Source organism: Pseudomonas sp. MAG002Y, from assembly GCF_019400845.1.
In the GTDB taxonomy this organism is placed as follows: domain Bacteria; phylum Pseudomonadota; class Gammaproteobacteria; order Pseudomonadales; family Pseudomonadaceae; genus Chryseomonas; species Chryseomonas luteola.
This window is the reverse complement of record NZ_WOEJ01000003.1, coordinates 321,511-342,087: the sequence shown is the minus strand read 5'-3', so window position 1 is coordinate 342,087 and position 20,577 is coordinate 321,511. Positions and strand designations below refer to the sequence as shown.

Below are 20,577 nucleotides of genomic sequence, written 5' to 3'. Positions count from 1 at the left end.
GGCACGGCCCAAACCCGCGCGCCAGTCGCATTCAGCGCTTTTTCCATACGACTGACGCGTCTTGAATGTAACGTTGTATTTCAGTCATTACGCCAGAACGGGTGGTAATTGCTTGTTTAACGCCAATTTTTCGCTGACGGCTGCTCCGCTCAAGGCATAACCCAGCAATTTACCTTCACTATCAACGCACAACGCCTTGATATCCGCTCCACTTCCTTCAACCCGCCATTCACCCTTGGCCCCTTTGTTGACCAATGCGACAACCAGCGGGCAGGCTGGCGTTTTTACCGTTACTGGCATCGGACCATAAGTAACTGCCGTGAGCTTTCCGGCCAGCGTTTGGGCCAGAGCACGGGCACAGGCCATCAGCGGCATCACATACATCAGGCTTTGCCCTTCCACTTCGGCGCAGTCTCCCAGGGCATAGATGTTTTCATGGGAGGTACGCAGCTCGCGATTGACCACAATGCCGCGCTCGACCTCAAGGCCTGCCGCCTGCGCCAGATCAACCCGTGGTTTGAGACCTACAGCCGACACCACTACGTCGCAGGGTAGAGTCGCACCATCGGAAAGGTGCGCCAGATACCCATCCCCTTCGCGCTCCAGCCGTGTCACCGTCTGCCCCAGGTGAAACCGCGCGCCAATGCTTTCCAACCCGCTCTGAACGGCTGCTGCCACCTGGGCAGGAACAAGATTGGGCATGACCTGCTCACACGGTGCGACCACATCCACGTCATAGCCGCCGCTTCGCAGGTCATTGGCAAACTCACAGCCAATCAACCCGGCCCCCAGAATCAGCACGCGCTGCTTGCCTTCAGCTGCCTGACGAAAACGGGCGTAGTCCTGCAGGTCGTTGATTGGGAAGAAAGCGTCCTCGCACCCTCCTGCAACGGGCACCTGAATAGGTTCTGCGCCCCAGGCCAGGACAAGGTTTTCGTAGCGAACCTCTTCCTCACCCAGCCAGATTCGCTTGTGGCCAGGGTCGATAGCCGTAACGCGGGTATTGGTAAAGATCCGGGCATTGAACTGATCAGCTATTGCCCCCGGCTCCGCCATGACCAGCTCATCAGGTTGCTTGTTCTTGGCATAGCCGTTGGACAGCATGGGCTTGGAATAGGAACGCCCGTCATCGGCCGTAATCATGAGTAGAGGAGTCTGGCTATCGAGCTTGCGCCATTCCTTGGCCAGGTTGTAGCCCGCCAACCCTGTGCCGATGATGACCAGGGGTAAAATTTCGCTCATAACGTTCTCTCTGCGTTGGTTCAGGCGTGGCGTCACCGGGCGCCCCGCTCAGATAGGTTCACGCATTATTGAATGTGTCACCGGGCCTGTCATCAACGCAGACCCGGGACGAAGACAGCAACCGGTCGGCCGCTTGGGAAGGAGCGGATCAGGCGATCTCGATCATTTCAAAATCGGATTTGCCGACGCCGCAATCCGGACACATCCAGTCTTCCGGAACATCCTCCCAACGGGTCCCAGGCGCAATACCATCATCCGGCCAGCCTGCCGCTTCGTCATAAATGTAACCGCAGACAATACATTGCCACTTACGCATCGTTATCGTGTCCTTAAAAACTCATCAGGGCTGGTGATCCGGTGAGGCTCTGGGCATCACACATGTCACCGGTTCTTCTCAGCCTATCGGAAACGTATTTTCTCCTCTAGTTCATCTGTCCTGCGTGTCACGCATGACCACTAGCGCACAACAGGCGCGCGCCTGTATACAAACGCTACCGGCGGATATCGTCCAGCCATTACACTGCGCGTGCTCGTCAGCTGCCGCGAGCCGCTTAACCTGTGTTGCCCTGTAAACGGTGGGTGCCAAGCGCTAGCCACCGAGACAAGAAAGCCAACAAACAGGCCCTGCCTGTCTGCACTTACCGGTAACGATCATGACCCGTCGCTTCAGTCAAACCAAACGCCGCGCTGTTGCACACGCCATTCTGGCCATGGACAACAGCTGGATTGCTCATTTCGGCGATTTGGGGCTAAGCGATCTCAGCTACTCCGACCTGTTCATCAACATGTGGCAGCGGCAGGATCAATCCCTGCGCAAAACCGATCTCTATGCGTTCATGCCCAGCATCAGCCGGCGCACCGCCGTCAAATATGTCCAGCATCTGATCGACCGGGGCTATCTGACTGAAACCAATGGCGATGTTGACCGTCGGGTGCGCTGGGTCAGCCTGACACCGGATATCGTCGACCGGCTGGAGCGTTTCTGCGATGCCGCCTGCGAGCATTTCGGCAAGCTGAACAAGGCGTAACTCTCGCCGGCACGTGCTGTCCTATTACCCTCTGCACCACAAGGAGCGCTCATGCGCTGGGGGACCTATTTTGCCGTGCTGGGCGCCATCATCAGTGTGGGTCTGGCATTGGGCATCACCATGCCGCTGGTATCATTGAGGCTGGAAAACTGGGGCTACGGCCCGTTCGCCATTGGGTTCATGGCGGCCACGCCGGCCATCGGTATCATCGTGGGGGCCGGTATAACCGGACGCCTGGCCGCTCGTATCGGTACGCCGCGGCTGATGCAGCTCTGCCTTCTGGCGGGTGCGCTGTCCGTACTGCTGCTGTCCCTCCTGCCCTATTACAGCGTCTGGGTACTGCTCCGGTTACTGCTGGGCGTTATTCTGACCATGATCTTCGTGCTCGGTGAAAGCTGGATCAACCAGATCATCGTTGAACAGTGGCGCGGCAAACTGGTGGCGTTGTATGGCAGCGCCTATGCCCTGAGCCAGCTGACCGGCCCCTTGGTTCTGACCCTGATTGGCACTGAAGGCAACGGCGGCTTCTGGATCAGTACCGCCCTGCTCATCATGGGCTCCCTTGCGCTTGTAGGCCGCAGCGGTGCGCCCAAAGCCAGCGATCATGGCTCCATTGGCCGCGGCCTTTTGCGCTTTTGCCGGCAACTCCCCGCCATCGCCTGGGCAGTTGTGCTATTTGCCGCCTTCGAGGCCATGATGCTGACACTGCTGCCGGTGTACGCATTGAACCAAGGCTTTGACCAGCGTACCGCCCTGCTCATGGCCAGCACGGTCGTGACCGGAGACGCCCTGCTACAACTGCCGCTGGGCGCACTGGCTGACCGTGTTTCGCGCACCGGTCTGTTCAAGGCATGTGGTGTCACACTGCTGCTGACCAGCCTCGCCATGCCGCTCCTGCTGCACACCACCTACATCTGGCCGTTACTGGTGATCTTTGGTGCCAGCGCCGGTGGTATTTTCACCCTCGCCCTGATCCTGATTGGCGAACGTTACCGGGACGCCGAGCTGGTCCAGGCCAATGCCCGTATCGCCCAGCTCTGGGGCTTCGGCTGCCTGCTCGGCCCCTTAACCACCGGAGCCGCCAGCCAATGGCTGACCGGCCACGCCATGCCTTTGCTGCTGGCTGCGGGGGCGCTGGTCATGATCATTATCGTGCAGATCCGCGGCGCTTTACCGGTGCCCGAAGCTGAGTCCTTCGAAGGTTCAAAATGAGACAGGCTTTACTCAATCTTTACTTACCGGTTCTCAGCCTAGCAGGCTCAACGAGATACCCTTAGGCGACTAGCCATGGATATTTTTGATGTTTTCAAGCGAGCCTCTTACCGTCTTACGCCGTTCCGATCACCTCAGACTTGTTGTTCCGTCACTAGCCGAGTCGCTGAATTTTTGGGCGGTTGCCCTTGGCTTCACGCTCAGTCGCCGAAGCGAATCAGCTGCTGATGAAGCGCTTTCGAGCCTCCAGGCGACCGCTGTTGTCGAGCTGGAAGCTCATGACTACCGTGTGCTGCTGATCGAGCAGCCTATTCCTGTGCATCAGCTACCGGAGCCTGAAATCCCTGCGGTCGTTCCCCTCCTGTTTCAGGTCCATGACCTTGAGGCGCGACTGGTGCACATTCGCAAGGCGGGGTATGAGGCGCCAGCGCCCCGTATCATTACCCAGGGTCCCCGTGAGGGCTGGCAAGTCGTGACGATCCACGGGCCCGATCGGGTTGTGGTTGAGCTGATGCAGCCCGGCTAATCCGGATCGTACCCATAAAAAAGCCCGCCGGTTCAGGGCGGGCTTTTTGTTATCGAAGCGATCAGAACGCCGGAGCAACCGCACCGTTGTACTTGTCTTCGATGAATTTCTTGGTTTCCGGGCTGGTCAGGGCCTTGGCCAGCTTTTGCATGGCATCGCTGTCCTTGTTGTCCGGGCGGGCAACCAGCAGGTTGGCATAAGGCGATTCCTTGCCTTCCAGCAGCAGCGCATCCTTGGTCGGGTTCAGCTTGGCTTCCAGCGCATAGTTGGTGTTGATCAGCGCCAGGTCCACCTGGTTCAGCACACGCGGCAGCGTAGCGGCCTCCAGCTCCTTGAACTTGAGCTTCTTGGGATTGGTGGCGATGTCACGCGGGGTAGCCAGGATATTGGAGTTATCCTTGAGCGTGATCAGACCGGCTTTTTCCAGGAGCAGCAAGGCACGGCCGCCATTGGTGGCGTCGCTGGGAATGGCAACGGTTGCGCCTTCCTTGACCTCATCCAGGCTTTTGACCTTCTGGGAGTAGATACCGAACGGCTCCACATGCACTTGAGCGACCGGCACCAGATCGGTTCCGCGGCTCTTGTTGAATTCGTCCAGGTAAGGCTTGTGCTGATAGAAGTTGGCATCCAGACGCTTCTGGGCCACCTGCAGGTTGGGCTGAACGTAGTCAGTGAAAATCTTGACGTCCAGGTCCACGCCTTCCTTCGCCAGCTGGGGCTTTACGAATTCCAGAATCTCGGCATGCGGAACAGGCGTTGCCGCCACGCTCAGCTTTTCTGCCGCATGGGCAGTGACGGCGGCAGCCAGCAGGGCAGCAGCGGCAATCAGTTTCTTCATGGTCAAACTCCTCGGCAGATTCAAAAGCATGTCAACGACACGCGGATCAGTCCAGGAGATGGGGGTTCAAGGTCTACCCCTCAACCCCTCTCCTCATACCCGATCAGGTCATTACGATCAGAACGCGGGAACAACGCCACCCTGATATTTCTCCTGAATGAATTTCTTCACTTCAGGCGTGGTCAGGGCCTTGGCCAGCTTCTGGATGGCTGGATCGTTGGCTTTTTCCGCACGGGTGTACAGGTAGTTGGCGTAGGGCGACTCGGCGCTTTCGATGAACAGCGCATCCTTGGTCGGTACCAGCTTGGCCTGCAGCGCGTAGTTGGCGTTGATCAGCGCCAGGTCCACTTGGTTCAGTACACGCGGCAGCGTAGCGGCTTCAAGCTCCTTGAACTTCAGGTGCTTGGGGTTATCCACGATGTCGCGCTGGGTGGCAGAGATGTTGTTCGGATCTTTCAGGGTGATCAAACCCTGCTTGGCGATCAGCAGCAGCGCGCGACCGGAGTTGGTTGGATCGTTGGGAATGGCAATGGTCGCGCCGTCTTTCAGTTCGGAAACCGACTTGATCTTCTGGGAATAGGCGCCAAACGGCTCGACGTGTACGGCTACGACCGGCACCTGATTACTGTCCTTGTTGCTCTTCTGGTAGGACTCGTAATAGGGCTTGCTCTGGAAATAGTTGGCATCGACCTGCTTCTGGTCGGTCTGGCGATCCGGCTGGATATAGTCGTTGAAGACCTTGACCTCCAGATCTACACCTTCCTTTGCCAGCTGGGGTTTGACCAGCTCAAGGATCTCCGCGTGGGGAATAGGGCTCGCTGCCACCTTCAGGGTCTCGGCATGAGCCGCTGTCACCAGACCAAAACCAAGCGCAACGGAAAGCAGGGTACGTTTCAGAGACATAGCGGATTCCTTTCGAAAATAAGAGGGAACAGCGTGTAATGCTAGTATTTTCCGCCGGACCTTGAGGCCCGGCGGACAGCCTGTTAGCGGCGGCTGAACTTTACAACCAGGCGGTCACCGACCATCTGCAGCACCTGTACCAGGATCAGCAGAAGCACGACGGTGACCACCATGACATTGGTCTGGAAGCGCTGGTATCCGAAGCGGATCGCCAGATCACCCAAACCACCGCCACCGATCACGCCCGCCATGGCCGTGTAGGACACCAGCGCAATCGCTGTAACGGTTGCAGCGGCGATCAGGCCAGGCAGGGCCTCGGGCAGCAGGGTACGGGTCACGATCTGCCAGAGGCTTGCGCCCATGGCCTGGGTTGCCTCGATGATGCCACGATCCACTTCGCGCAGCGCCGTCTCGACCAGACGTGCCAGGAAGGGCGCAGCCCCCACCACCAGCGGCGGAATAGCACCCTCGACGCCCAGCGAGGTGCCGATCAGCCATACGGAAATCGGGATCATCAGAATCAACAGGATAATGAAGGGAATCGAACGCAGGACGTTCACCAGGAACGACAGCAGGCCATACACGATGGGCTGTTCCAGCAACTGCCGCTTGCCGGTCAAAAAGAGCAGAACGCCCAGCGGCAAGCCGAGCAGTACGGTAAACAACATCGACCAGCCCAGCATTTGCAGGGTGTCGAGGGTAGCCTGCCAGATTTCAGGCCAGTCGATATCGGCAAAAAAGGCGAGAAAAGCGTCCATCAACGAATGACCTCCACGGTTACATCAGCGGCGTCGAAACGAGCCAGAGCGGCGTCCAGATCCCCTCCCACGAGGGCAATGGTCAGCTGGCCGTAGGGTTCTTCGCGAATACGGTCGATTCGACCGCCCAGAATGCTGTAATCCACGCCGGTTTCCCGGGCTACCTGACCCAGAAGAGGCGCATAGGTGGCTTCGCCACGGAAGGTCAGGCGCAAGATACGACCCTCCACATGGCTGTAGGACGACATCAGATCGCCCTCGTCCACGTGTTCGGCCTCGAACACAAAGCGCCGAGTGGTAGCATGTTTGGGATGCAGGAAGACATCCGCCACTGTGCCCTGCTCGACAACTGTGCCGGCATCCAGTACCGCCACGCGGTCACAGACGCGACGGATCACATCCATCTCATGGGTGATAAGCACAATGGTCAGACCCAGCTCACGGTTGATCTCCGCCAGCAGCTGCAGCACCTGTCCGGTGGTCTGCGGGTCGAGAGCACTGGTGGCCTCGTCGCACAACAGGATCTTTGGCCGCGTCGCCAGCGCACGGGCAATGCCGACCCGCTGTTTCTGGCCGCCCGAGAGCTGTGCCGGGTATTTGCGGGCATGGTCAGTCAGGCCAACACGGGCCAGCAATTCATCCACGCGCGCGTTGATCTCGGCGCGGGAATGTCCACCTGCCAGCTCAAGCGGCATGGCGATATTGGCCGCCACGGTCTTGGATGACAGCAGATTGAAATGCTGAAAGATCATGCCGACGCGACGGCGGAAGGCACGTAGACCGGCGCTGTCCAGCGCGGTGACGTCTTCGCCATCCACAATGATCCGGCCGCCGCTGGGTGCTTCCAGCCGGTTGATCAGGCGCAGCATGGTGCTCTTGCCGGCCCCGGAGTGGCCGATGAGGCCGAAGACTTCGCCCGCCTCGACGCGCAGGTTGGTCGACTGGAGCGCCGGCACCTGGCGACCTGAAACGAGGTAGGTCTTTTGAACGTTCTGAAATTCGATCACTTAACGCGAAACCTTGTGGGTATTGCTGTAGGCGTGGTCAGCCCTGATAAGCGGCTGTGCCTCCTGATTTATCGATATGACGCTGGCAAAGCGCCCACATAAACGCACAGTTTACCGCGGCTGTTTATATCTTCTTAATATTTGTTTTCTAAATGCAGTGGCAAAAATGGCATATGGACACGGCGGCGGACTATAACGCACCCCTGCCGCGAACACCTTACCTTGTGTCGATTCACAATCAGTCAGACGCCATATTCAGCGAAAACACTCCCGACCTAACTCGCGCCGTCTGCCGAGCTAGAGCGTTTACGGTGTGCTCCTGCGCCCCTAGCGCGAAAAAGGCCGCTCTCCACAGGCTGAACATATGCCTTACACAGGCGACTAACCCTGTATAGCCCCGATTACCGTCCTGCCGTCTCAGCAGACGCTGCGGCCTGCATGTCATATGAATGTGAAACTTTTGTTACAGCCTGGCCAGGCAGCCGGGAAGCAGTTGCGCCGGGAGGGCGCCTGAATGCTGACACTACTGAACCTTCTTTCTGCGGTGGCCCTGCTGGTATGGGGAACGCACATCGTCCGGACCGGCATCATGCGGGTCTACGGGGCGAACCTGCGTCGCGTACTCAGCCGCAGCGTACGTCACACCCCGCTAGCCTTTGCCGCTGGCATTGGGGTTACCGCACTCGTGCAAAGCAGCAATGCCACCGCGCTGCTGGCAACCTCCTTCGTAGGCCAGGGGCTTATGACCCTCAGGCCTGCCCTTGCGATCATGTTGGGCGCCGACGTAGGGACGGCACTAATGGCCCGTGTGCTCACCTTTGATCTGTCGTGGCTTTCTCCGCTGCTGATCCTGGTGGGCGTCATTCTTTTCATTGGTCACAAGCAGTCCCGTCCCGGGCAATTGGGCCGAGTGGCGATCGGGCTGGGACTGATCATTCTGGCGCTGGAGCTGATCGTAGCGGCCGCAACACCCATGACCCAGGCTGCGGGCGTCAAGGTGCTGTTCTCCTCACTGACCGGAGACGAAATGCTCGACGCCCTGACCGGGGCTCTGTTCGCCATGATTTCCTATTCCAGTCTTGCGGCTGTCCTGCTGACGGCAACGCTGGCCGGCTCAGGCGTCATTTCGCTGAAAGTGGCCCTCTGCCTGGTGGTGGGTGCCAATCTGGGCAGCGGTCTTCTGGCCATGCTGAGTGCGTCTCGCCAGACCCCGGCCGGTCGACGGGTAGCCCTGGGCAGCCTGCTGTTCAAGCTGGCCGGCTGCGCGCTGGTACTGCCGTGGGTCGACACCGTGGCCGACTGGATGGACAACTGGGAACTGGCGGCCGCAGAGCTGGTGATCGGCTTCCACGTACTCTACAACCTCGTCCGCTGTGTGGTGTTCCTGCCCCTGACACGTCCGATGGCGCGCTTCTGTACGCTCGTCCTGCCGGATCGGCCGCAGGCAGACATCACCATGAACCCACGTCATCTGGATACGTCCGTACTGGATACCCCCGCCCTGGCGCTTGCCAACGCCGCCCGTGAGGCGCTGCGTATGGGCGATGTGGTAGAGCATATGCTCACGGAGCTGATGGCCTTGATAAGCGGTGGCACCAAGGCCCAGGGACGGGAAGTCCGCCGCCTGGATGATGATGTTGATGCGCTCTACACCGCCATCAAGCTCTATCTGGCCCGTATTCCGCGAGAAGATCTGGGGGATCGGGACAGCCGTCGCTGGGCGCAGATCATCGAACTGGCCATCAACCTTGAGCAGGCCGGAGATATCATCGAGCGCATGGCCAGTGATTTGGAAAACAAGAAAATCTCGGCCAATCGCTCCTTTTCCGAGCAAGGCCTTGAAGAACTCGCCGCATTGCACGGCTACCTGATGGCCAACCTGAGGCTATGCCTGTCAGTCTTTCTGTCTGGCGATGCCGACTCGGCCCGTCGCCTGCGGCGTGCCAAGCAGCGCTTTCGCGTCCTGGAGCGGCGATACGCCCACGCCCATGTGGAGCGTCTGCACCATCAGGTCGTACAAAGCATCGAGACCAGCTCGCTACACCTTGGCCTGCTGTCAGACATGAAGCGTCTCAATTCGCTGTTCTGCAGTATCGCCTATGGCGTCCTGGAGCAGGCGGAATCCGGATATGAGACCGAGCACGCAGCTTCAATGGAAACCCCACCCGACCTTCATGAGTCGTAGCCTTCGAAACGCACACCGTGGCGCGAGATAGCGCTACTCTACTCACCTTATCCGGCAGGTCTTGTCATGTCCTGCCGGAACCGATTGACGCGGCCAAACCGAACAGGCCCAGCGCTCACTGATAATAACGACCAAGGAATTATTGATGACCCAAGCCGCTCCCCTCGTTGAACAGATCCAGAAGGGCGAATTGCCCTGCTGGCGTATCCGTATCGGCCGTGCCGAAGCCGTGATTGCCTGCCAGGGCGCCCATATCCTCAGCTTCGGCCTTGATGGCGAGCAGCCGATCATCTGGGACAATCCGGATGCCGAATTCATTCATGGCCAACCCATTCGTGGCGGCGTACCGGTCTGCTGGCCCTGGTTTGGCGATATCAAGCGTAACCCGCCGGCCGTTCAGCACATGCTGACCGAGGTAGAAGGCGCCCCGCAGCATGGCCTCGTTCGTCAGGCCGGGTGGGCAACCGGTGACATGGATGTGGATGTGGACCGCGTCCGCCTGGACTTCCACTACCAGACCTCTGCCGCCCACATGCCTGGCTGGCCCCATGCCGCCGACTTGACCCTGTCGGTTGAGGTGAGCGATCGTCTCACTATGACGCTTACCACTCGCAACATTGGTGATCAGACGCTGACCCTGAGCCAGGCCCTGCACACCTACTTTGCTGTGAGCGACTCCCGTCAGGTCGGTATTGAGGGCTTTACCCACGCTGACTACTACGATTGCCTCGACGGCTGGGAGCGCAAGCGCCAGAACGGCGAGCCGGTCATCGACCAGGAAGTGGACCGCGTCTATCAGGGGCTGCCCTCACGCCTGGGGATTCGTGACCCTCAGTGGAATCGCCGTATTTTCATCGAGACCAAGAACACCTCGTCTGCGGTCCTATGGAACCCCTGGATCGAAAAATCCAAGCGTCTGACACCGTTCGCCGATGATGCCTGGCAGCGCATGCTGTGCATCGAGACCGCCCGTGTCATGGACGATGTGATGGTGCTGGCTCCCGGCGAGACCGGTCAGATCAGCGCCACGCTCTGGAGCGAACCGCTCTAATCGTTCTGTTCTGCCTGCCGCTCCGCCAGGGCTTTCAACCGAGCCTGGCGGTCGGCGGCTGGTAACGCTACCAACGCCCGGACACGTGCATAAAAGGCTGGCCAGTTTCCGGGATGCTCGGCATACAAGGCAGCAAAGGCCGGCACCCACTGCTCATATAGCCCGAACGGTAAGAGCTTTGCGTTATTTAGCGGACCTGCCATCCAGGCATCAAAGCGGTGATCGCCTCGCCACTGTGTATCCCTCAGCTGTGCATAGTCACGCCGCATCGTCTCGAATACCTTGCCCTTTGCTTGTCGCATCGCCTCGGCTGCAAGCGGCTGAGCATAAAGCGACTCAAGCTGCTTACGTGTATCCAGTATCAGCCCTACGAATTGCCGGTACTGTTGTTCGCGGAGCGGATCAGGTGGCGGTAACCCTTGAGCCGCACACCACTGGCGAAGCCCTTCCTGCTGGACGAAGTTGGCATAGGACTCATTAAAGGTCGTGTCGTCCTGCACATAGAGGTTCTGATGGGCCAGCTCGTGGAAGATCGTTGCAATCAACTGATCGTCATCCCAACGCAGCATGCTGCTGAGCAGCGGGTCATCGAACCATCCCAGCGTCGAATACGCTGGCACACCTGCCACATAGGTATCCCACCCCTTGGCCTTGAGCGGCTCTGCCGCCTTTTGCGCTGCCTCTTCATGGTAGTAACCGCGATACGCCACGCAACCGGCAATGGGAAAGCAATGCGTCAGGGGCGAGAGTGAGAACTCCGGTGCTGCAAAGACATTCCAGACAACGTAGGGCCGGTCCAGCTTTACGAACAGACGATAGCTGCGGTTATCCGGCAAGCCCAATTGCTGACTGGCGAACTCACGGGCGCGCAGGGCCAGCTCAAGGCGACGCCTCAGGGCCGGATCGGTAGAAGGATCATCAATGACCTGGGTGATGGGTGTGCGCTGCCATAACAGGGCCGCCTGCCCCTTTGCCATCTGCCCGTAATATCCGACAGACGAGCAGCCGCACAGCCAAAGGGCCGCGATAAATGGAACCCATCTCAAGCTTTTAAGGTCGACTTGGGCTAACCAGAGACGGGACATGGTAAATAACCTGGAGCGCCGGTATGAGGAGGCGACACTCTAGTATGAGTATCGGCCCCATGGAAACCGGCACTGAGGAAGGAAGCCGAGAATCCTGCCCCGTTGCATTACCTTTGTCTGGAGCTCACTCATGCGTCGTATTCTCCTGTTGTGCCCTGCCCTGGCACTGACTGCCTGTTCCCTGATGCCGCTGCCCAAGCCGGACCCTTCCCAGGCCTGGATCGACCTCAAGACCGAAAAACCGGATCTGCTCCAAGCCCAGCAAGCCGATCGCCAGACCCTTGAGGACGACCGTTACTTCCAGGTGCAACCCGGTAGCCATGATCTTCAGGTGCGCTACCAGTTCAAGGTCGATCCGGCCAATATCGGCCCCAGTGCCACGCCCCTGGTCCGCACTTGCCTGCTCAATGTCCATTACAAGGATTTCTCGGCGGGCGAACGCTATCGGCTACAGGCTGAGCAAGCCGGGTTCCGCGCCTGGGCCAAGCTGTACGATGCCAGTCAGCAGGAAGTCGCACGGGGTGGAGAAAGTCGCTGCGGCGATGTCTAATCGATACTCTCACAGACTCGCTCGGGCTAAAGGCCATGAAAAAGCACCTGTTGTTCGCCGCCGTACTGCTGGCAGGCTGCGCCAGTCCTCTTCCTCCCAAGGACCCCAATATGGCCTGGGTGGATCTGCACATACAGATGGCCTCGGTAGGCAACGTGCTGATGGCGGATCGTCTGGATGGCAAGCGGCTCGACGACGGACGCTACTTCCAGGTCTCGCCCGGCGCGCATGAGCTACAGGTTCGCTATCAGTTCGAGCTGGGCGGCATGGTTCCGGGCGGCGGCATGATGGGCTTTGGCTACGAGCCGGTGGAGATCAACTGCTACATGATCGTCCAGTACGGTGATTTCAAGGCAGGCGAACGCTACCGCATCGAGGCATCAGCCTACATGGACCAGCCCCGGCTGGAGCTGCACGATAGCCGGGGGCAGTCGGTTGGAACGGTTCGTCAGCGTCAGTGCATTCCGCTCTAGCCATCGTTACGCTGGTAAATGATCTTCTTGGTGCCGTTTTCACAGCTACCCACCACCATGTTGGGATCGGTGACGTCTGCGTTCGGTACGATTTCCAGCGTGTACGAGCTGACTCCGGCGGCCTGGATCTTTACCTCGATCTCAGATTTGAGCTGATCGCATGGTAACGGTGCCGCCCAGAGCGGGGCTGTAAACAGGCTGGCTGCAACGAACAATCCAAGCGTTTTCATAGGTTTCACTCCTTGAGCGGGCAATGCCCTTCTTGATTTTGACTAGGGCCGTCACATTGAGTTTCTAGTACCCCGTCACGGAAAGGCACCACGCGGGGAACCAGCCTACCGGGGGCTCTTCCAATAAGGTGCAAATTTTCCCTTAAAGGTAGCCCAATGCTGGATTGGTTACGCGAGTACCGTGACGTCCTAACCCTGTTCATCTCCGGCTGCACGTTGCTGGTATGGATCTTTTATGCACAGCTGCTGCTGAGCGGCTTCAAGCGCCAGCGTCAACCGCGGCTCATTATCAACCGCGGCGCCGGCAAGGGGGTAGGCGCCCTGTGCCTGCTTTCCAACATGAGTGCCGAGCCGATCTTCATTAACCAGCTGATCGTGCACCTGCACACCTCGCGCGGTACGCTCAAGGCGGATGTGACGGATGTTCGCGAGAGCAGCGAGGATGATTTCGATCAGGATGCCGAGCTGTATAAAGCCACCCGCCAGGGACCGCTGAAAACGGGTGACTTTACGCACATTGGCACCTTTCAACGATTGATCTCCCGGGTAGCCGCTGCACACGATCTGGAACTCAATGGCATGCACCCGCCAGAAGGCTGGGTCTTTGATGGTCTGGAAATCCACGTGATCGCATTTTATGGCTCCGACAGGCACCCCATCGGTGTACGCCGCCGCTTCCGCCTGGGTCAGTACAAAGGGCATTACTGTTCACTGATTGCCGAAAGCCGGCAGACAGAACAGTTCACGACCCGTCGCCAGCGCCGCATCGTTCGCAAGCACTGGATGGCGGAATTCGAAAATTGATGACTCAGCCGAAAAACCAATAGCAGACCAGGATAGACGCCAGCACCCCGGCGCCATCGGCCAATAGTGCGCATCCGACAGCATGGCGAGCCCGTTGGATACCTACCGAACCAAAGTAGACAGCCAGCACATAAAAGGTCGTCTCGGTACTGCCTTGGACAGTGGCCGCAATCAAGGCTGGAAAACTGTCCACGCCTTTGGCCTGCATCGTCTCGATCAGCATGGCGCGGGCGGCGCTGCCCGAAAACGGCTTGACCAGTGCTGTAGGCAGCGCATCGACAAAGCGGGTGTCCCAACCCAGCCAGGCCACTGCATGGCGAACACCGTCAAGAATGATTTCCAGTGCGCCTGATGCCCGTAACACGCCCACCGCGCACAACATGGCAACCAGATAGGGCAACAGGTTCTTGGCAACCTCGAATCCTTCTTTTGCACCCTCTACAAAGGTTTCGTAAACCGGCACCCGCTTGAGCGCGCCAAAGATCAGGAACATCAGGATCAGGCCGAACAGCACCAGATTACCTAATAGCGACGACAATGCCGCCAGGGCCGTTGCCGACAAGGTGACCAGAATGCTCATGAAGCCGCCCAGAAGCAGTGCGCCGCCACCCAGCCACGCCAGGACGACCGGATCCCACAGCTTGAGCCGTTGCATGAACGAAACGGATAGCAGCCCGACCAGTGAGGAGACACTGGTCGCCAGCAGGATAGGCAGGAAGACCAAGGTTGGATCAGGCGCACCCTGTTGGGCGCGATACATGAAGATAGTGACGGGCAGTAACGTCAGGGAGGACGCATTGAGCACCAGGAATAGAATCTGTGCATTACTGGCCGTTTCCGGCTTGGGATTCAGGTCCTGTAAAGCCCGCATGGCCTTGAGGCCAATAGGCGTGGCCGCATTATCGAGACCCAGGCCGTTAGCTGCAAAGTTGAGCGTAATCAGCCCCAGCGCCGGGTGGCCGGCAGGTACTTCCGGCATCAAACGGCGGAACAGCGGCCCAAGGACATAAGCCAGTTTTTCGACCAGACCGGCCTTCTCGGCAATACGCAGGATACCCAGCCAGAGCGTCAGTGTGCCGAATAACAGGATCATCACCTCTACCGACAGCTTGGCCATGGCAAACAGGCTCTCGACCATGGCTGCAAACACGCCTGCATCGTCTCCGATCAACCATCTTCCCAGCGCACTGATCGCCGCCACGATGAAAAAGCCCAGCCATAACCCGTTCAGCATGATGCATCTCCCCGAAACCAGCCGGGGATGATACGAGGGTTGACTCCCGATGGCGAAGGTCGAGCAGCCCTGCGCCTGTAAAAAGTCGAACGCGTCGATAGGTATCAACCAGAATTGAGATGGTTCAGGAAGAGAAACCTGCCGACGATTCCTGACCGCTGTTGTCCTTTCTTAAGCCATCAAAAGGCCGTCACTCGGCCCTCTGTTTTAACCAAGGAGACGACATGAAGAAAGTTCTGGTTCTGTACTATTCCATGTATGGACATATCGAGCGCCTGGCTGAAGCCATGGCAGAAGGTGCGCGACGTGTACCGGGCGTTGAAGTGACGATCAAGCGCGTCCCCGAAACCATGCCTGAAGACGTGGCCCGCAATGCTGGCGCCAAGCTTGATCAGGCAGCGCCAGTCGCCACGCCTCAAGAGCTGGCTGACTACGATGCAATCATCTTTGGAACACCAACCCGTTTCGGCAACATGGCGGGCCAGATGCGCACCTTCCTCGATCAGACGGGCGGTCTGTGGGTCAAGGGTGCATTGGTGGGCAAGCTGGGCAGTGTGTTCGTTTCGACGGGAACCGGGGGCGGTAGTGAGACTACCATTACGTCCTTCTGGAACACGCTGGCGCACCATGGCATGTTGATTGTCGGTATGCCTTATACCGACCCCATGCTGGCGGATATTACTGAAGTGAGGGGAGGCTCGCCTTACGGCGCAGCCACGCTGGCAGGAGCCGATGGCTCTCGATTGCCCAGCGCCAAGGAACTACAACTGGCGAGCCATCAGGGCGAGCATGTCGCCAAGCTGGCGGTAAAAATGCAGTAACCCAAAATTATGTCCCCCAGGCGTTTTAGTCCTCAAGACCCACGGTCGAGGCCCAAAACGTCTGGGGGATATATCGTCCAGCCTGGCTCGTAACGACGAAGGTACTCCCTGTACCCTGAGGATGCTCCTCTTACCGCAAAGCACCCAAGCCCCTTGGCCTAAACGCCCCGACAAGTCGGGGCGTGTGTTCGGTCAGGTCATTAAACCGGCCTACGGCTACGATTTGATGACAATCGCAGGCCCTGTGTCAGGGTCGGCGGCGACCGAAGAAGAAGGACACCACAAACAGGATCAGGAACAGAACGAACAGGATCTTGGCAATACCTGCTGCTGTACCGGCGATGCCGCCGAAGCCCAAAACACCTGCGATGATAGCGATGATTAGAAACGTGATAGCCCAGCTCAGCATGATGATTCTCCTCGTCTTACTTTTCTCTGGTTTCTAGTTTGGATTTCTAGTTGATTATCGAGACACACTTACTTTCTCAGGCCAGGCCGACTGTCTTATCCGAGACTCTCTGGCACCGCTTTCCGAGAAAGATAGGCTCCTCGGTATGGATACTTCTAAATCGCGTGTGTTCCGGCTATCCGTCTGTTTTAACGCACGGCCGATCAAAATCATGCTGGCTACAAGGCCCAATAGAACTATCGCGCTGGCGAAGGTCAAAGCGAAGGTTGTGTAGGTCCCGAACATCGCAAGCGTCTCCTTAGAAAACCCAGCGAGTCTGACGGGGGAAACGGTCAACAGTAGATTGAGCCGGAATGGCTTTTTGCTGCTCGACGCTTACATGGCTTGCCAGAGGCTTGGCCGCCGGTGCCTTCACTTCAATGTGAGGTACGGCTTGCGGAGCAGCAACAGGAGTAGAGGTATGGCCAGTGGTGAACAGCACTGCTGCTACACCTGCGAAGAATGCCGAACAGATCATATTGTTACGTGCAATCTGGCTGACCATGGGTTTACTCCTTCAACTGTTATTGGCCGTTTCAGGCTCTATGCAAGAGATATTGCAGACGGCATGCCAAGTTTTTGAATAAAAAAAATCCTTTAAAATCAATAAGTTAAAAACTAGATCCGCTTTCTGCCGCTTGCATACTGCAAGATGCAGGGTTTCAAGCATTGCGTTTTGCATGATGCCTATAGAGAAAAACTGACCGTCCTGGCGAACTTCTCAAGCCAAACGGCCTCTACTTGTGTTGCCTTCCTTAAAGGAAAAGGCGAAACCTCAGCGTCAGTGCCTCGTTGTCTGTACCGAATTCCTGGCCGGATCGGTAGTAAGGCTGGTGTTTTTCGAGGCTTCCCTGCAATTTGCATGGCCCCTCCTCCATCTGCCCCTGTCAGCGCGTCATGACATCTCATCAAAAGACTTGCATCGTTTGTCGTGCATATTGCAACTTGCACGACTCACAACTGACTAAGGCACAGACCTCCCGCCCCCTTCTGTTTATATAGGTGCGGGATGTACCTACGGAGAACATTCCATGGATCAACCGAGCGGAAGGATTCTTCTCGTCGATGACGAGGCAGCGATCCTGCGTACTTTCCGTTTCTGCCTTGAAGATGCTGGTTATAGTGTCGCTACGGCCAACTCGGCCGCTCAGGCCGAAGCCCTGCTGCTGCGGCAGGTATACGACCTTTGTTTTCTCGACCTACGCCTGGGCGAGGACAACGGTCTGGATGTATTGCAACAGATGCGTATCCAGGCACCCTGGATGCGGGTAGTCATCGTTACCGCCCATTCGGCGGTGGATACAGCGGTCGATGCCATGCAGGCTGGTGCTGCCGATTACCTGGTTAAACCTTGCAGCCCTGATCAGCTGCGCATGGCCGCGGCCAAGCAGCTGGAGTTTCGCCAGCTGTCCGCTCGCCTTGAAGCGCTCGAAGGTGAAGTACGCAAGTCCAGCCTGGGTCTGGAATCTCGTAGTCCGGCCATGATGTCGATACTGGAAACGGCCCGACAGGTCGCTACGACCGACGCCAATATTCTTATTCTGGGCGAATCCGGTTCCGGCAAGGGTGAGCTGGCCCGCTCCATCCATGCCTGGAGCCGCCGCGCCAAGAAAACCTTTGTCACCATCAATTGCCCGTCCCTGTCCGCCGACCTGATGGAAAGCGAGTTGTTTGGCCACACCCGCGGCGCGTTTACCGGAGCCAGTGAAAGCACCCTGGGTCGCGTCAGCCAAGCCGATGGCGGTACTCTGTTTCTCGACGAAATCGGTGATTTCCCGCTTGCCCTGCAACCCAAGCTGCTGCGCTTCATCCAGGATAAGGAATATGAGCGGGTGGGCGATCCGGTCACGCGCCGTGCCGATGTACGCATTCTTGCCGCGACCAACCGCAACCTCGAGCAGATGGTGGCGGAAGGTGAGTTCCGCGAAGACCTGCTCTACCGCCTGAACGTCATCGTGCTGACCCTGCCGCCGCTTCGCGAGCGTAAGGAAGACATCATTGATCTGGCCGAGCGTTTCCTGGCCCGCTTCGTCAAGGACTATGGCCGTCCGGCCCATGGATTCAGTGAGGAAGCCAAGGAAGCGCTGCGTAAGTATGACTGGCCCGGCAACGTCCGCGAGCTGCGCAACGTAATCGAGCGCGCCAGCATTATCTGCAGCAAGGATCTGGTGGACGTTACCAACCTTGGCCTGACCGAACAGCCCAGCTCCGCCAGTAGCGCTCCGCGTGTGGGTGAGACCATGAGCCTGGAAGCGCTCGAGAAGGCGCATATTGCGGCAGTCATGGCGACAAGCGAGACGTTGGATCAGGCCGCCAAAATTCTCGGCATCGACTCGTCGACGCTCTACCGTAAACGCAAGCAGTACGGGCTATGAAGCTTCCGATAAAACTTAGGACACGCCTGTTCCTGAGCATTTCCGCGCTCATTACCGTTGCGCTGCTCGGACTCATTATCGGGTTGGTCAGTGTCCTGCAGTTCTCCAATAGCCAGGAGAGTTACAACAAGCACACGCTGCTGTTCATCAACGCCTCACTGGGCATGCGGCAGGAGCTGAGCAACGAGCTGTACTCGCTCATGGATGGGGCGCCGGACGCTAATCAGCTTCGCAATCATGATCAGGAGTTTCGCAACTACCTGGCCACGACCCAGAGCCTGGTCAGCCATCCGGACGATATCCAGCAGCTGAGTCAGCTCGAGAGCAAGTACAACCAGTACTACAAAATGCTGGGCAATCCACCGGATGGATACTCTGCGCTCAGGGAGAACAAGGTTTTTCTGGACCTGGTCAACAGCCTGCGCAATCAGGTGTATGACCTGCAGACCAGCTTTATCAGCGACATGGACAGTACCCAGCAACACGCCCATAACCGGGCCACGCTGATTGCCGTCCTGCTGGGGCTCGTCGGGCTGGCTATCCTGGGGATTGGATTTGCAACGGCCAACACCATTGCACGTCGCTTTGGCGGTCCTATCGACTCGCTGGCCAAGGCAGCCGACCAGATCAGCCAAGGGCATTTCGACATTACCCTGCCGACCTCCAAGGTGACCGAGCTGGCCTTGCTGAGTCGCCGCTTCGGCTCCATGGCCGAGTCCCTGCGTCAGCTGAGCCAGACCAACATCGAGGCCCTGGTGGCCGGGCAACGTCGTCTTCAAGCGGTGCTGGACAGTATCGACTACGGCCTGATCATCCTCGACTACCTCGGACATATCGAACATGCCAACCCGGTGGCGAACCGTCAGCTAGGTTGGGATGACGAGCGTCAGGGTCAGCTCCTGGGCGCGGCCCTGCAACGCCCGGATATCGACGAAGCCGTCCAGCGTGTCCTGTCCGGCAAGACGCTGGAAGCTGTCCCGGAAGATCTGCAGATCGATATTGCGGGTGAGACACGCCTGCTCGCCTGGACAGTCACGCCGGTCAACCATGCCGACGGCCGCAGTGTTGGTGCCTTGATGGTCCTGCGTGATGTGACCGAGCAGCGTGCCTTCGACCGGGTCCGCAACGAGTTCGTCCTGCGAGCCTCCCATGAGCTACGGACGCCGGTAACCGGCATGCACATGGCCTTTGCCCTGTTGCAGGAGCGCCTGAAGTTTCCCGAAGACTCGCGTGAGGCTTACCTGCTGCAGACAGTGGATGAGGAAACCCATCGCCTGGTCCGCCTGATCAACGACCTGCTGGACTTCTCACGCTATCAGAGCGGCCTGCAACGTCCCGAGAAGGTCCCGAGTGAAGTTAGCGAGCTGCTCGATCAGGCCCGCGCACGGCATGCCGATGCCGCTCGGGACAAGTCGGTCGAACTGGTGGTGGAACTGCTGCATACCCCGCTTCCCCGCGTCACGCTGGACCCGGCACAAATGGGCCGGGTGCTGGACAACCTCATCAGCAATGCCCTTCGCCATACCCCTGCAGGTGGCCGCGTCTCGCTTCAGGCCATGCGTCAGAACGATCGCCTGCTTATGGCTGTACAGGACAACGGTGAAGGGATCGCCTATGCCCAACAAGGCCGGGTATTCGAGCCGTTTGTGCAGATTGGTACCAAGAAAGGCGGTGCCGGTCTTGGCCTTGCGCTCTGCAAGGAGATCATTCAGCTCCACGGCGGGCGTATTGGCGTCGTCTCGCGACCGGGCCAGGGAACGCAATTCTTCATGACCCTGCCAACCTGAACGCAAAAGCCGCCTACTAG

22 protein-coding genes are annotated in these 20,577 nt (G+C 58.5%); 11 read left to right on the top strand and 11 right to left on the bottom strand.

The window, feature by feature from the left end:
* Nucleotides 1–87: 87 nt before the first annotated feature.
* Both GM154_RS06820 and GM154_RS06815 read right to left on the bottom strand, forming a co-directional pair.
* Nucleotides 88–1,242, bottom strand: a complete 1,155-nt coding sequence (locus GM154_RS06820) for an NAD(P)/FAD-dependent oxidoreductase (protein ID WP_219651493.1) — start codon at nt 1,240–1,242, stop codon at nt 88–90.
* A 148-nt stretch (nt 1,243–1,390) separates the two neighbouring features.
* Nucleotides 1,391–1,558 carry a rubredoxin gene (locus tag GM154_RS06815; RefSeq protein ID WP_010796583.1) on the bottom strand — a complete coding sequence of 56 codons (168 nt, stop codon included), beginning with the start codon at nt 1,556–1,558 and terminating at the stop codon, nt 1,391–1,393.
* A gap of 337 nt (nt 1,559–1,895) precedes the next feature.
* On the opposite strand from GM154_RS06815, the gene GM154_RS06810 reads away from it, so the two are divergent.
* From GM154_RS06810 to GM154_RS06800, 3 genes are all read left to right on the top strand, one after another.
* Entirely contained in the window at nt 1,896–2,270 is a 375-nt protein-coding gene (locus tag GM154_RS06810; RefSeq protein WP_010796582.1) for a MarR family winged helix-turn-helix transcriptional regulator, read from the top strand.
* Nucleotides 2,271–2,321: 51 nt separating this feature from the next.
* Nucleotides 2,322–3,482, top strand: coding sequence for an MFS transporter (locus GM154_RS06805; RefSeq protein ID WP_150348261.1), 1,161 nt, complete (start codon nt 2,322–2,324; stop codon nt 3,480–3,482).
* An 88-nt stretch (nt 3,483–3,570) separates the two neighbouring features.
* Complete coding sequence (locus GM154_RS06800) at nt 3,571–4,008, top strand: VOC family protein (RefSeq protein ID WP_219651491.1); 438 nt, start codon at nt 3,571–3,573, stop codon at nt 4,006–4,008.
* Between the two features lie 61 nt (nt 4,009–4,069).
* Here GM154_RS06800 and GM154_RS06795 read toward each other — a convergent pair whose 3' ends face one another.
* The 4 genes from GM154_RS06795 to GM154_RS06780 all read right to left on the bottom strand — a co-directional run bounded on the left by GM154_RS06795 (nt 4,070) and on the right by GM154_RS06780 (nt 7,514).
* Complete coding sequence (locus GM154_RS06795; RefSeq protein WP_125888148.1) at nt 4,070–4,846, bottom strand: MetQ/NlpA family ABC transporter substrate-binding protein; 777 nt, start codon at nt 4,844–4,846, stop codon at nt 4,070–4,072.
* A gap of 117 nt (nt 4,847–4,963) precedes the next feature.
* Nucleotides 4,964–5,743: a MetQ/NlpA family ABC transporter substrate-binding protein gene (locus GM154_RS06790; protein ID WP_219651561.1), complete on the bottom strand. Its 780-nt coding sequence runs from the start codon at nt 5,741–5,743 to the stop codon at nt 4,964–4,966.
* 89 nt (nt 5,744–5,832) lie between these two features.
* Entirely contained in the window at nt 5,833–6,507 is a 675-nt protein-coding gene (locus tag GM154_RS06785) for a methionine ABC transporter permease (RefSeq protein WP_219651489.1), read from the bottom strand.
* The gene (locus GM154_RS06780) at nt 6,507–7,514 is read right to left on the bottom strand and encodes a methionine ABC transporter ATP-binding protein (protein WP_010796574.1); all 1,008 of its coding nucleotides are present in this window, start codon (nt 7,512–7,514) and stop codon (nt 6,507–6,509) included. Before GM154_RS06780 ends, GM154_RS06785 begins: the two co-directional genes overlap by 1 nt.
* A 514-nt stretch (nt 7,515–8,028) precedes the next feature.
* Between GM154_RS06780 and GM154_RS06775 the strand changes: the two genes are divergently transcribed.
* Both GM154_RS06775 and GM154_RS06770 read left to right on the top strand, forming a co-directional pair.
* Complete coding sequence (locus tag GM154_RS06775) at nt 8,029–9,699, top strand: Na/Pi cotransporter family protein (RefSeq protein WP_219651487.1); 1,671 nt, start codon at nt 8,029–8,031, stop codon at nt 9,697–9,699.
* Nucleotides 9,700–9,844: 145 nt separating this feature from the next.
* A complete protein-coding gene (locus tag GM154_RS06770) occupies nt 9,845–10,750 on the top strand; it encodes a D-hexose-6-phosphate mutarotase (RefSeq protein WP_010796572.1) in 906 nt (301 codons plus the stop codon).
* Here GM154_RS06770 and GM154_RS06765 read toward each other — a convergent pair.
* Nucleotides 10,747–11,835 carry an aminopeptidase gene (locus GM154_RS06765; RefSeq protein WP_219651485.1) on the bottom strand — a complete coding sequence of 363 codons (1,089 nt, stop codon included), beginning with the start codon at nt 11,833–11,835 and terminating at the stop codon, nt 10,747–10,749. The two genes, GM154_RS06770 and GM154_RS06765, sit on opposite strands and share 4 nt — an antisense overlap.
* Before the next feature lie 130 nt (nt 11,836–11,965).
* On the opposite strand from GM154_RS06765, the gene GM154_RS06760 reads away from it, so the two are divergent.
* Together GM154_RS06760 and GM154_RS06755 are read left to right on the top strand one after the other, a co-directional pair.
* Complete coding sequence (locus tag GM154_RS06760; RefSeq protein WP_010796570.1) at nt 11,966–12,385, top strand: hypothetical protein; 420 nt, start codon at nt 11,966–11,968, stop codon at nt 12,383–12,385.
* A gap of 35 nt (nt 12,386–12,420) precedes the next feature.
* The gene (locus tag GM154_RS06755; protein WP_219651483.1) at nt 12,421–12,858 is read left to right on the top strand and encodes a hypothetical protein; all 438 of its coding nucleotides are present in this window, start codon (nt 12,421–12,423) and stop codon (nt 12,856–12,858) included.
* Here GM154_RS06755 and GM154_RS06750 read toward each other — a convergent pair.
* Nucleotides 12,855–13,088: a DUF1161 domain-containing protein gene (locus GM154_RS06750; RefSeq protein WP_010796568.1), complete on the bottom strand. Its 234-nt coding sequence runs from the start codon at nt 13,086–13,088 to the stop codon at nt 12,855–12,857. The genes GM154_RS06755 and GM154_RS06750 overlap by 4 nt on opposite strands.
* Before the next feature lie 156 nt (nt 13,089–13,244).
* Between GM154_RS06750 and GM154_RS06745 the strand changes: the two genes are divergently transcribed.
* Nucleotides 13,245–13,892 carry a hypothetical protein gene (locus GM154_RS06745; protein ID WP_073450068.1) on the top strand — a complete coding sequence of 216 codons (648 nt, stop codon included), beginning with the start codon at nt 13,245–13,247 and terminating at the stop codon, nt 13,890–13,892.
* A 4-nt stretch (nt 13,893–13,896) separates the two neighbouring features.
* Here the strand turns inward: GM154_RS06745 and GM154_RS06740 are convergent, their stop codons facing one another.
* Nucleotides 13,897–15,126: a nucleoside recognition domain-containing protein gene (locus GM154_RS06740; RefSeq protein WP_219651482.1), complete on the bottom strand. Its 1,230-nt coding sequence runs from the start codon at nt 15,124–15,126 to the stop codon at nt 13,897–13,899.
* A gap of 224 nt (nt 15,127–15,350) precedes the next feature.
* On the opposite strand from GM154_RS06740, the gene wrbA reads away from it, so the two are divergent.
* Nucleotides 15,351–15,947, top strand: a complete 597-nt coding sequence (gene wrbA, locus GM154_RS06735) for an NAD(P)H:quinone oxidoreductase (RefSeq protein WP_150348269.1) — start codon at nt 15,351–15,353, stop codon at nt 15,945–15,947.
* A gap of 247 nt (nt 15,948–16,194) precedes the next feature.
* Here the strand turns inward: wrbA and GM154_RS06730 are convergent, their stop codons facing one another.
* The gene (locus tag GM154_RS06730; protein WP_010796564.1) at nt 16,195–16,356 is read right to left on the bottom strand and encodes a DUF1328 domain-containing protein; all 162 of its coding nucleotides are present in this window, start codon (nt 16,354–16,356) and stop codon (nt 16,195–16,197) included.
* A gap of 298 nt (nt 16,357–16,654) precedes the next feature.
* Nucleotides 16,655–16,900, bottom strand: a complete 246-nt coding sequence (locus GM154_RS06725) for a hypothetical protein (protein WP_010796562.1) — start codon at nt 16,898–16,900, stop codon at nt 16,655–16,657.
* Nucleotides 16,901–17,426: 526 nt separating this feature from the next.
* On the opposite strand from GM154_RS06725, the gene algB reads away from it, so the two are divergent.
* Together algB and GM154_RS06715 are read left to right on the top strand one after the other, a co-directional pair.
* Nucleotides 17,427–18,770 carry a sigma-54-dependent response regulator transcription factor AlgB gene (gene algB, locus GM154_RS06720; protein WP_010796561.1) on the top strand — a complete coding sequence of 448 codons (1,344 nt, stop codon included), beginning with the start codon at nt 17,427–17,429 and terminating at the stop codon, nt 18,768–18,770.
* Entirely contained in the window at nt 18,767–20,557 is a 1,791-nt protein-coding gene (locus tag GM154_RS06715; protein ID WP_219651480.1) for an ATP-binding protein, read from the top strand. The genes algB and GM154_RS06715 overlap by 4 nt, the downstream gene beginning before the upstream one ends.
* The last annotated feature ends 20 nt before the right edge of the window (nt 20,558–20,577 follow it).